At 66.8% G+C, this 11925-nt stretch carries 10 protein-coding genes; 8 read left to right on the top strand and 2 right to left on the bottom strand.

Annotated elements, in window-relative coordinates:
- Positions 1 to 166: 166 nt before the first annotated feature.
- Together OHT51_RS11750 and eccE are read right to left on the bottom strand one after the other, a co-directional pair.
- The gene (locus OHT51_RS11750; RefSeq protein ID WP_328878865.1) at positions 167 to 1003 is read right to left on the bottom strand and encodes a hypothetical protein; all 837 of its coding nucleotides are present in this window, start codon (positions 1001 to 1003) and stop codon (positions 167 to 169) included.
- Positions 1003 to 2325 (bottom strand): type VII secretion protein EccE, encoded by a 1323-nt coding sequence (gene eccE, locus OHT51_RS11745; RefSeq protein WP_328878864.1) that lies wholly within the window; start codon positions 2323 to 2325, stop codon positions 1003 to 1005. Before eccE ends, OHT51_RS11750 begins: the two co-directional genes overlap by 1 nt.
- Before the next feature lie 464 nt (positions 2326 to 2789).
- Between eccE and eccB the strand changes: the two genes are divergently transcribed.
- The 8 genes from eccB (at position 2790) to OHT51_RS11705 (ending at position 11921) form a co-directional block, all read left to right on the top strand.
- Positions 2790 to 4370 carry a type VII secretion protein EccB gene (gene eccB / locus OHT51_RS11740; RefSeq protein WP_328878863.1) on the top strand — a complete coding sequence of 527 codons (1581 nt, stop codon included), beginning with the start codon at positions 2790 to 2792 and terminating at the stop codon, positions 4368 to 4370.
- Between the two features lie 345 nt (positions 4371 to 4715).
- A complete protein-coding gene (locus tag OHT51_RS11735) occupies positions 4716 to 5027 on the top strand; it encodes a WXG100 family type VII secretion target (RefSeq protein ID WP_328422753.1) in 312 nt (103 codons plus the stop codon).
- 73 nt (positions 5028 to 5100) lie between these two features.
- Positions 5101 to 5391, top strand: coding sequence for a WXG100 family type VII secretion target (locus OHT51_RS11730; protein WP_328878862.1), 291 nt, complete (start codon positions 5101 to 5103; stop codon positions 5389 to 5391).
- A gap of 252 nt (positions 5392 to 5643) precedes the next feature.
- The gene (gene mycP / locus OHT51_RS11725; RefSeq protein WP_328878861.1) at positions 5644 to 6993 is read left to right on the top strand and encodes a type VII secretion-associated serine protease mycosin; all 1350 of its coding nucleotides are present in this window, start codon (positions 5644 to 5646) and stop codon (positions 6991 to 6993) included.
- A 55-nt stretch (positions 6994 to 7048) separates the two neighbouring features.
- Positions 7049 to 7396: a hypothetical protein gene (locus OHT51_RS11720; RefSeq protein WP_328878860.1), complete on the top strand. Its 348-nt coding sequence runs from the start codon at positions 7049 to 7051 to the stop codon at positions 7394 to 7396.
- A 42-nt stretch (positions 7397 to 7438) separates the two neighbouring features.
- Positions 7439 to 8971 carry a hypothetical protein gene (locus OHT51_RS11715; protein WP_328878859.1) on the top strand — a complete coding sequence of 511 codons (1533 nt, stop codon included), beginning with the start codon at positions 7439 to 7441 and terminating at the stop codon, positions 8969 to 8971.
- 89 nt (positions 8972 to 9060) lie between these two features.
- The gene (locus OHT51_RS11710; protein ID WP_328878858.1) at positions 9061 to 10404 is read left to right on the top strand and encodes a S8 family serine peptidase; all 1344 of its coding nucleotides are present in this window, start codon (positions 9061 to 9063) and stop codon (positions 10402 to 10404) included.
- A 923-nt stretch (positions 10405 to 11327) separates the two neighbouring features.
- The gene (locus OHT51_RS11705; RefSeq protein WP_328878857.1) at positions 11328 to 11921 is read left to right on the top strand and encodes a hypothetical protein; all 594 of its coding nucleotides are present in this window, start codon (positions 11328 to 11330) and stop codon (positions 11919 to 11921) included.
- Positions 11922 to 11925: the final 4 nt, after the last annotated feature.

Here is an 11925-nt window from a genome sequence, read left to right as displayed (position 1 = left end):
GTCACCGCACCACCAGAAGCCTAATCACTCGCATGGCGGGACGGAAAAGCCCCCATGGGCGCGGACGCTATAGCTCCGGGTGCGTGGGCGGAAGAGCCTCATGGGTGCGGACGGAAACCCCCCTGGGCATGGCCCTGTTGGGCCTCACCCAGGGGACGACGACCTGTCAGTCCATACGGCGGGCCACGCCGAGCAGGCCCGTCTCCGCGTCGGTGGGGTCGGTCATGACGAACTTCTGGTGCTTACGAGTGCACCACAGAGCGACGCCGTCGTGCAGGGTCGGCAGGTGCTGGAGCTGGTCCTCCGGGATCCCCAGCGTGTCCCGCACGGCCTCGGTCTCGTACGGCGAAATGCGCTGGATCCCGACCAGATGGGCCTGGGACAGCCAGCGCGGCGCGTGCTCACTGACGAAGGGCAGCACCGTCACCACGGCCTGCCACGGCACGGACGTCACCCGACCGCGGGGCGGGCGGATACCGCAGTCCCGGAACAACACGACCGGACTGGACACGGACGGACCCTGCGCGGGCACCCGGCCCACCGGGTACACCGTCACGCACTGCTGGCCGCCGCCCGCCGCCTGGGCCAACTGCTGCCAGGCCTGCGGACGTCCGGTCTCCACGCCCACCCGCGCACCCGTCGCGGCGGCGCGCAGCGCCAGCACCTGGGCGAGCCACAGGCCACCCACGAGCACGACGTCGAAGGGGGTCGGACGGGACAGCCCGAGCACGGCCGGCTGCGACTCCGGGTCGGTGCCGATGATCACGCCGTCGTCACCGAGCGGCATGCTGATCGCCGCGAGTTCGTCGGCGCTGACGACATGGCGGTTGCGGCGCGGCCCGCGCAGCCCGAAGCCGGGGCTGCCGATGCGCCGCTGCTGCTGTGTCTCCGGCTGCCGGATGATCGGGATCATGCCGGTGTCGGTGGGGGAGGCCACGTGTGCCGGAGTGCGTGCGGGGGCCCGGCCCTGCTGCCCCGGGGGCATGGTCGCGGGGTGGGACATCAGTACGTACCTCCGAGCGGCAGAGTGGCGAGGGCTCCGGGGACCTGCTCCCGGTCGAGGCGGACCAGACCGACCTTCGCGGAACTGGCGGCTCGCTCCAACTCGCGCCCCACCTGGCCGAGTTCACTGTCACTGCGGGCGGTGACACGGACGTGCCCGGTGAGGGAGACGCCCCGGTTGCCGGCCTTGCTGAGGGTCATGCTGAACGTCGTGGCGAGCAGGGGCAGCGAGGTGAGCCGCGTGACCAGCTCGGGCAGCGCCACACCGCCACTCCCCAACTGCGGCCAGCGGGACACCCAGTACGTGGTGTGCCACCGGTCGTCGACCCGCCAGGTACGGACCGCCTCGACCGTACGGCGCTGGGAGGCCCGCCCGTCCTGCCCGTGCTGCGCGTTGGCGCGCGGGTTCAGGCAGCTGGACGTCGCGAGCGCCTGCACCAGCTCGGTCTCGTCCAGGATCGTCGCCTTGAAGCCGGCCCCGGCCAGCCGGCTCGCCAACTGGTCGGCCACGCGCAGCAGCGCGCGCTGCGCACCGGGAACGCCGTCGCCGCGGGCCTGAACGGCCTCCGGGCACAGCTCCGGGTCGAGCTTGAGGGCGACCCAGGTGAGCCGGAGCGCGGGGGAACCGGCCTGCGCCTGGAGGGGGCCGTAGGAGCGCGCGGCGAGCGACTGCTGCGGCAGGTGCGGCGCGGGCGCCGGCTGGGTGTGCTGCACGACCTGCACGGAGGCGAGCCGGATCCCGTCGACCTCCAGGGCGTCCTGGATCAGCCGCAGCGGCAGCTGCCGTCCGGCGGCTGCGGGGCGCAGCGGTTCGTCGGCCGGCTGCACGAAGAGGACGGCGGTCAGGAAGGTCCCGTCGCCGATCATGCCGATGGAACGGTCGTCACGGGACACGAACGAGTACGTCCGCAGGGCGGGGTCGCACTCCACGACCGGCGCCAGCATGGCGTCCGTCCCGGGCGGCACGGGCTGCTTGGCGTCGCGTCGACGCTGCCTGAGCGCGCGAGTCGTCTCGTACCACTCGGGCAGCGGACGGCGGCCCCTGCGCAGTACGGCCAGGAGCAGCAACAGCGCCGCCACGGCACCTGCCGGGGCCAGCAGCCAGGACGCGTCGGCGGCCCAGGCGGCCAGCATGACCGCCGCCGCGAGCTCCACCAGGATGAGCTGCTGCAGCCGTACCGGACCGAGGCCGCCGGGGCGGGGCAGCGTGCGCGGCGACGCGGCGGCGGGCGCGGCCGGAGCAGCGGACGTACGTCTGCCGCCCGGACCTCCCTGTTGCTGCGGTGCGCGGCGTCCGCGCCGAGTGCTCGTAGCGCTGGTCATCCCCCGGGACATCCCTTTCGCGAAGTAGTGGCCGTCGGTCGGGAGGGATCCGTTGTCCGGGATCCCCGCGACGGGCCAGGGGCACCGATGGCCCACAACATCCATGCGGGTGGCTCACGGTACCCGCTGCACAACACCAGGCGACACAGGGGACACCCAAACCCCAGGTGGTCAGCCTGTCATGGACCGGCCCCCCATGGTGGAGCGCTGTGGTGAAGCTCTGTGAAGATGCGGGGGCGGCCGTACACCTGATGGATCGGGGCCGCGTGGCGCAAGGCATAGTAGGTGCCTGCGCGGCTGAACGGGCCGTACGAGGCGGCCGAATCGGCCTTGCAGGACAGCCGAACCGGCCTTGTGGGACCGGCCTTTCGAGCGCGATCGAGCATCACCAGCGCGCTCGAGCACACAACCGCGATCGAGTCTCACATCACGATCGAGCATCACAAACGGGAGATACGGGGACCATGGCAAAGCAGCGTCGGGATGAGCTCGCCGCCTACACGTTCGCTCGCAAGCGCACCGTCGCGGCGTTCCTGGCGCCGTCCCCGGGCGGCTCCGAGGAGGGCGCACCGCGTCCCGTCCGTACAGTGATGCCCAGTCTCGCGGTGGGCGTTGTGCTGGTGATCGGCTTCATCGCCTGGGGCGTGATCAAGCCCACGGCGCCGAAGGGGTGGGACACGCCTGGCGAGTACATCATCGTCGACAGCGACTCCACGACGCGCTACGTCGTCCTGAACGACGAGGCGTCGAACGGCGACAAGACCATGACGCTGCACCCGGTCCTCAACTACGCGTCCGCCAAGCTCCTTCTCGACAAGGGCAAGGGCAGCGTCATCGAGGTCCCCGGCAAGGAGATCGACAAGAGCGGCATCCCGCACGGCGCGACCCTCGGCATCCCGTACGCCCCCGACCGGCTGCCCGCCAAGGACGACGCGGAGCAGGAGAAGACCTGGGCGGTGTGCGAGCGCCCGGCCCCGGGGTCGGCCGATGCCATCGACCGCGCGGTCTTCGTCCTCGACGCCGACGACGCCAAGTCGGTCAACAACGCGGGGAAGGTCGGCACCAGTGGGGCCCTGTACGTCGTCGACTCCAAGACCAAGCAGGAATATCTGATCGACGGCAAGGGGACCAGCTTCCTACTGGGCCGCCCGGACCTCGACCAACCCACCATGGAGAAGCTGCGCGCCGCCGTCATCGGCGGTGAGGCCGAGCCGCAGTCGGTGAGCCAGGAGTGGCTGCGCACCTTCAACAACGGCGGCGTCCTGACCTTCCCGGAGGTCCCCGACGACGGCGCTGCGACCACGGTCCAGGGGCTTCCCGCGGAGGCGAGCACGGTGGGCAGCGTGCTCAAGGCGAACGACGCGGGTGGCGAGCGGTACTACGTCGTCCTCAAGGACGAGATCGCGGCCATCACGCCGCTCGTGGCCGACCTGCTCAAGCTGGCTACCGGGGCGGACGCCCGCGAGGACGTCGTGGTCAGCACCTCGGACATCATCGATGCCAACGGCGGCCGGGCGGACACCTTCTACCAGGACAAGGGCTGGCCCCAGACCGTTCTGCGGCAGGCCAACGCCACCGACGCGGCGAGCGGTGAGGCCCGCACCACCTCGTGCAGCGTCTACAAGGGCGGCATCGGCGCGAACAAGAAGCCGGAACTCGCGGCCTGGGCCGGGGCGGCGTACCCGAAGAAGGTCATCACCGACTCGCTGGGCGCCTATGTCTCGTCCGGCTCGGGCCTCCTCTTCCAGGAGGTCACCGGTACGGCCGCCGGCGGCGGCAGGGTGTACCTGCTGACGGACACGGGCCTTCGGTACTCGCTGCCGTCGAACAACGACAGCGGTGCGAAGGGAAGCGGCAGCGATTCCGCCGCGTCGGCCGCGAGCGGGACGTCGCAGGGCGATGCGAGCGAGACGGACAAGGCGCGCACGCGGCTGGGCTACGAGGACGTCTCCAACATGGCGATCGTGCCGCAGACGTGGGCGACGTTCATCCCGAAGGGGCCGATGCTGGACACGGGGAGTGCGGCGCAGCCGCAGAGTCAGTGACGGGGGCCGTGGGGTCCCGATGCTTGAGGTCTCGGGGCTGGAGGTCCCGAGGGGACGTCCCGAGGGCCTGAGATCCCGAGGGCTTGGGGTGCTTGAGGGCCGTCTGCCGACGGCCCTCGGGCCGACGGTCGGCCAACGGGCAAGCGGGCAAACGCACTTGAGAGTAAGACGGGGTGACGGTCACGAGATGATCGCCCAAGTGTGTGAGCCGTGTAACTGATTGGTCTTGCCTGTGGTTGAGTGACAGGCTGACGATAGAGTGTTTGCAGCGCTCAAGCGTGCGAAGCTCCTCCGGGTACCCGTGCTGGTTTCCCGGATAAACGACGACATGGGGGAAGGTTCATCATGGCCGGCCAGTTCCGGGTAACAGAGGACGAACTCACCAAGCTCTCCGGCGACATCAGCACCGCGAACGGTCAGCTGCAGGGCGAGATCCGCCGCCTCAACGGAGTGATCGACCAGATCGCGGGCGGCTGGAAGGGCCAGGCGGCTCAGTCCTACCGCCAGCTGCAGGATCGTTGGAACGCGGACGCGAAGAGGATGAGCGACATCCTCAACGACATCAAGGAAGCCGTGGACTCCACGCGGAGCAACTACTCCGCCTCGGAAGAGCAGCAGAACGCGGAGATCAGCAAGATCATGTCCGACTTCGGCTGATAGAGCCGTTTCAGTCGGTACATCTCTGCTGTTCAAGATTCCACACACTTCCTCCGAATCTTCCTGAAAGGGAATGACGATGTCGATCCTCGTCAATTACGCAACCATCACCAATGCGTCCACCGACGTGAAGTCCACCGCCGGTCGCATCAAGCAGCAGCTCGACGACCTCGAGGCCGCGGTCAAGCGTGTCGCCAGCACCTGGGAAGGTGAGGCGCAGGAGGGCTACCAGCGCAAGCAGCGCGAGTGGGACAAGACCGCCCAGGACCTGCACGCGACCCTCCTGAAGATCTCGACGGCCCTGCAGAGCGCCGCCGAGAACTACCAGGCCACTGAGAAGAGCAACGCCAACACGTGGGGCTGAGCCCGGCGGCGGCCCAAGGGGCATGAGATGAAGAGAATCGGCCCAGCCGACGCCACGGCGTTCGCTGGGCCGACCTCTGCTTCGGGGTCGCACACAGCTTCTCCGGAACCGGAAGGACCGGCTACCGGAAAGCACATAACAAATCCCGCGAACATTCACATCCACAATCACCGCACCACCCGTGACACACACATGACCCAGCTTCGAAGGAAGCAAGGAAGCCCTGGGGGCCTGAACATGAGGGGCCTGAACGTGGCGGCCCGTGCAGCCCGCACGCGTAGCCGCACCAGTGGAACCCGCGCACTGCAGCGGGCTTTCGGCGTGCTCGCGGTGACGGGGATCTGCGTGGCGTCCGCGCCGCCCGCACTGTCGGTACCGACGGACCCGACGACGCCAACTCGCCTCGCGGACTCGCGTGACTCCGCCTCGGGCGGCTCCGGCTCCTCCGACGCCCCCGAGTTCGGTCTGTCGGCCAGCACGGAGTGCGACTTCGGTGGCGACGTCATCAAGTCCACGCCCTGGTCACTCCAGCGGATCCTCCTGAACCAGCTGTGGGAGCAGGCGACGGGCAAGGACGTCAAGGTCGCGGTGATCGACACGGGCGTCGACAGATCGAACAAGCAGCTGAGCGGTGCCGTGTCAGGCGGCAAGTCCTACGTCGGCGGTTCCGCCACCAAGGACATCGAGGGCCACGGCACCAGGGTCGCCGGCATCATCGGCGCCCGCCCGCTCAAGGGCACGGGCTTCGTTGGTATCGCGCCGGACGCCGAGATCCTCTCCTACCGCTACACGGGCGGAGAGGGGGAGAAGCAGGGCAACTCGGGGACGATGTCCCAGGCGATCGCCGCCGCGGTTGCCGCGGGCGCGAAGATCATCAACATCTCCTCGGACACCGCGAACAAGGAAGACAACAAGGGTCTGCGGCGTGCCGTGGCCAACGCGGTGAACGCCGGAGCCCTGATCGTGGCGGCCGCCGGCAACGACGGAGCCGACGGCAAGCCCGCGAACACCTACCCGGCCGCCTACCCGGGCGTCCTGGCGGTGGCGGCCTCCGACCGCAACGACGAACGCGCCTTCTTCTCACAGGCGGGCGAAATGGTAGACGTCGCGGCACCTGGCGTCGGCATGGTCTCCACGGTCCCTCTGGGCGGCCAGTGCACGGCCGACGGCACGAGCTTCGCGGCCCCGTACGTCGCGGGCGTCGCGGCCCTCCTGAAGCAGAAGAACCCGGACTGGAACGCGGCCCAGATCGCCACCCGCATCGAGGAAACGGCCCAGCGTCCGGGACGAGGCCCCAACCAGTACATCGGCTGGGGCGTGGTCGACCCGGTAGCCGCGTTGTCGGACACTTCGACACCGGCTACATCTCCGACACCGGATCCGCCGGTGACGGCCGGGTCGGGTGGCGTCATCCCGATGGCAGTGACCATGGGGGAGAGCGAGGCGGAGCGGGAACGCCGGGTGGCCATCTATGTGTTGGGCACAGGGCTGGCTCTTGCGCTTGTGGTTGCGGGGAGCGGGGTTGCTGTGCGGGACTGGCGTAGTCGGAGGGTCGGGCGCGCCGGTGCGTCGGCCGGCCGACTTGGCCGATTTGGGCGATGACTGGGCACCGAGTGGGTGCTGACAACTTGAGGAACAGGGGAGAGGACAACGGGGTATGAGTAACGGAATGCGGGTTGATCTGAGCGAGCTGGATAACGTCATCCGCAAGCTCAACGGCCTTCTCTCAGACATGGACAAGGCCAACACCAAGGCCAAGTACGAGACGGACATCCCGAGTACTGCGTTCGGCAGTATGAAGTTCTTGGAGTCCAACGACCTACACGACGCCCACCAGAAGCAGAAAACCAGGATCGAGACCATGATCAGGGGCCTGCACAAGCTGATCGACGAATTCGGTACGAGTACCTCGAAGGTCAGGGACAAGTACAGCAACCAGGAGCAGGCGAACTCGCAGGGCGTGAGCGCTGCTCCGGACGGTGGGCCCAAGGGCTCGGCCTACTAGGCGGTTCAGCGACCGGTCACTGACAGAGGGGACGTTTCGACGATGGCGTACGGCGGTCACTACAACGCTGAGTACTACGAGGCTCAGCAAAGGGCACAAGAGCAGAGAATCCAGGATAAGCACGACGAGAAGCTCGAGTCGCTTCCCAACGGTGGTATGGGGGGGCCTGACCGGAGCAAGCTCGACACGCCCTTCATGAAGTTGAGCATCCCAGAGCTCCGATCCATGATTCTGGACGCAGATCCCAGCCGGATCTATGAGGTCAGCCAGCACTGGAAGTCCGTCCACAACATCCTTTCCGGCGGCGACGGCGACGGCAAGAGCGGCAGCGTGGACGCAGTATCCGCGAAAGACAGCGTCGCGGGCATGATGCAGGGCGCAATTGAGAACGTCCTTGAGCACTGGGAGGGCGAGGCGTCTGAAGCGTTCCGTAAGAAGGCCAACGAGATCATGCAGAACATCCGCAACGGAGCTGCATGGGCCAACTATTACGGGGAAACGATGCACGCCGTCCAGAACGACCTGCGGAACTCAATGTCCAAGATGCGTGAGGTCGAGGAGCCTTCAGGCTGGGACAGGGCCTGGGACAAACTGACTGACGACGAGCGCAGCGACGACAAGCTGCTGGAGGACATTAACAAAGGCGTGAGCACGGACGCCGCCCGCCAGGCCAACGCCGACTCCTTGTCTAAAGGCAAGGAAAAGCAGCTGGAGGGGGTGGCGATCATGGAGCAGCTTGCGGCCAACTACAAGGCGCATACAGGTAGGCTCCCACCGATTGACGACCCGGAGCCTTTCCCGGCTCCGAACCCCAATACGCCAATGCCGACGCCCATCTCTATGCCGACTCCCAGTGGTACGGGTCCGGGCGCCGGGAGCGGCACCGCTAAGCCGTGGAGCGCAGGCCCGACCACCAGCGTCAAGCCTGCCCCCACGGTTCCCCGCGACCAGGGTGTTACGGGAGGCGCGCAACTGCCGACATCCCAGACGAAGGTGGACAGCATTTCCCCGGGGCTGACGGGGAGTGGCCCCAACACGGGTTCTACTGGCGTCAGTGGCGGGGGAGCTGGCATCGGCGCCGGTGGATCTCAGGGCCCAGGGGTCATGGCTCCTGGCGGAGCGTCCGGTCTCGGGCGCGGTGCTGCCGCACGCGGCGGTATCGGAGCCGTGGGCGGTCGCAGCGGTCTCGCCGGCGGCGGTGCGGCAGCAGGCCGTGGTGCCGGAGGCCGGGCTGGCATGGGCGGCATGGGGGGTGCCGGAGCCGGCGCAGCTGGCCGAGGCGGCGCCGGCGCCAGCGGCCGTGGTGCCCTCGCGAAGTCTCGTGGTGGTGTTGTCGGGGCGGCCAAGGGGGTAACTGGAAAGGGCGCCGGTGGCGGGGCAGGTCTGCATGGCAGCCGTGGCGGAACCCAGCGCGGCGCCATGGCAGGCGGAGCAGGCGGTATGGGCGGCCGAAATGGCCGTAGGCCCGAGGACGAGAACAGCCGGGGCGAACGTCCCGACTACCTGGTCGAGGATGAAGAGACCTGGATCTCGGAAGAAGACCGAAACCGGAATGTACCGCGGACAATCGAGTAAGCACACAGGCGGGCTGGACAGAGAGTCGTCGTCTGGCCAATGAATAAAGGCTGGTACCTCCAGCCAAACGTTGCGTGAGGAGCAAGGAATTGGGTTTCAACCGAGTCTGGTCCACGACAGGTGTCGTGGCGTTGACGGGAGCCTTGCTCCTCACTGCAACCACAACTGCGTCAGCCGATCAAGTTCGGGATGCTCAGTGGCCGTTGACGGTGTTTGACGCCGAAAGGGTCTGGAAAACGTCACAAGGGGAAGGAGTCACGGTTGCAGTCGTTGACTCCGGCGTGGATGCCACGCACCCAGACCTCACGGGCCAAGTCCTGCCGGGCAAGGATGTCAACGGGGGCGACGCCCAGAAGGACGCTGATGGCCATGGCACGGGCATGGCAAGTATTATTGCTGGCCATGGGCATGGGCAAGGCAACTCCGCTGGCGTAATGGGGCTCGCGCCGAAGGCTAAGATTCTTCCGGTGCGTGCTTCGAATGGCGATGAAATTTCAACTAGTTGGCCAGACGGAGTGCGTTATGCGGTAGACCAAGGTGCCGAGGTCATTAACCTCTCATTCAACGACAGCACTGCGTATCCCGGTTCCAAGGCTGCAAAGGCAATCGCCTACGCCCAGCAGCATGATGTCGTGGTTGTGGCAGGCTCGGGGAATGACGCTGGAACAGTCAATTACCCAGCTGCGCTGCCCGGGGTAGTCGCGGTAAGCGGCATCGACAAGAATCTGGACTTTTGGAGCAAGTCGAACTCTGGTAAGGGTGTAATCCTGGCTGCTCCCGGGGTCGATATCCCGCGAGTTGACCCCGCTAGCCCTGGCGGATACGCGATGGCTGATGGCACCTCTGACGCCACTGCGTATGTCTCAGCCATTGCAGCCTTGGTCCGCTCCAAATACCCTGACCTCACTGCAGGCCAGGTCATCAACCGCCTGATTAAGTCGGCGTCCTTCCTGCAGCATGAGGGGAAGAAGGCTCCGGACAGTGAGTTGGGGTACGGGATTGCCCGCCCAGGTTCGGCCCTGACGATGGACATCCCCAAGGGTCCCAAAGAGGGCCCTCTTGCCCAGTCCTCACCGTCCACGTCTACCAACTCAGGCGCTGCATCCGACGACAACGACAGCACAAGCCTGGCCAAGAAAAAGAAGAAGTCCTCCTCGGGCAGCTTCCTCCTCATCGCCGGCATTGCAGTCGCGGTCGTCGCCATTGGCATCCTCTTCGCGGTACTCCGCAACCGCCGCAACGGAGGCAACGGCGGTCCCGACTCCGGTGGCGGCGGAACTCCCCCGCACGGCACGGGCAACCCGCCCCAGCCCCCGACGGGCTACCAGCAGTACCCCAACACAGCTCCCAACCAGGGCTACCCCGCACCTCCGGGACAGTCCCCACAGAACCCCAACCCCTACGCTCAGCAGCCTCCGCATCAGGGCCAGTAGAGGGCAGGCAGCCCTCCTCGCAGAGCCCGTGAACTCGGAGCTGCCCGAGCTCAGTTCCGAAGCCGCTGCCGACGAGATGGTGTCGCGCACCGCGAACATCTCGTCGCGGTCATGCTCGGACTGCAGTTGTCACTCAAGTGCTACTGGTCACGTCGATCATGTCCGGGGAGTTCTTGTGGGTGGCAGTGTTGGAGCTGATCACCACGCACGTGTGTCTCTGGGGTGTGTGCGCGGGTATGACGATGGCCACTGCGCTCTGAAGATTTGGGGAGCAGGCTCCGCACGATGAGTCTGCTGCTCTGCCTGGTCGTCCCGCGATTCTGCAGTGACCGAGATACCAAGAACGAAAGGGATACTCCGCGATGGGAGCCATTGTCCTGGTAGTCGGCGTTATCGGCTTTGGAGCCGTAGTTGGAGCTGTCGTCGTCCTCGTAATACTGCGCAGCCGCCGCAGTTCAGCTGCGGGACCGATCAGCCCTGGCACCGGAGCCTACGTCCCGAACATGGGCTACCCGCCCCAGCAGCCGATGCCTCCAAACGTCCAGCAGCCGTACCCGTCACCTCCCAACCAGGGGTACCTCACTCCTCCCGCGCAGCCTCCGCACGGTCCGAACCCCTACGCCCAACAGCCTCCACACCAAGGCCAGTAGCAGGGTGTGGCGAGCTCGTCACAGGACAGATCAGGCCAGTTAGAAGGGTTCGGAGTGGGCTGGGTTTCCTACAGGACACCAGCGACGCCGCTGAACTCCGCAGGGAAGCCCTGAGCCAGCAGCGACTCGTACCCGTTGAACCGCGTCTCGGCATCCGCTTCCGGCGGGCTGTCTCGTGAGCCTGGTGCACGTGGACGCCTCGGCGCGAAGTGCTACGGCAGGGGGACGAGAGGGCGAGTAATGGCTGCTGACCGGCTCATTGGAGGAGAGCACATGATGGGTGCGGAAGCCCTCAGAGTCCCGGCACCCGTGGACGAGCGTGCCTTCGACCATCCGGAGACCCGGGCCGTTTGGGAGAGAACACATCGCAAGTTGAGGAGGCGACTGACGATGTGGTGGATCCTCTGCTTTCCTTCGTTGCTTGCTGTTGGCTCCCTCCTGGATCCTGCTGCCGGAAAGACGGTCAACACGATGGGGGGCATAGCCATGATCGCTTGGATCCTCGGCTATCCCACCCTCCTCTACTTCTGCACGAAGTCGCTGAGGTGTCTCAAGCGAATGAGGCGCGTTCTGGAGGCATATCCGTGGCGACTGATCCTCCAGGTACACCGGCCTCCCGGCGTACGAGACACCCATACCGCCGCGGTGCATCTCCAGCACGCGGAGGACCAGAGATTGACCGGCCTCGTGTCCGTCTGGAATCCGGTCCGGACGTACCGCCGCTGGCCACGGGGCATGGAGTACGGCGCTTGGTATGCGGGCGACACCATTGATGCCCGGACCGCAGACAGCAAGGGGCGTGGCGTCCTTACGCTCCCGGGAATCGGCGACCTTTTTTCAGTGACGCATCGTTATGGGCATCACTGAGCAT

Origin of the sequence: Streptomyces sp. NBC_00299 (genome assembly GCF_036173045.1) — a bacterium.
GTDB classification, from domain to species: domain Bacteria; phylum Actinomycetota; class Actinomycetes; order Streptomycetales; family Streptomycetaceae; genus Streptomyces; species Streptomyces machairae.
This window is presented reverse-complemented; position numbering and strand designations above follow the sequence as displayed.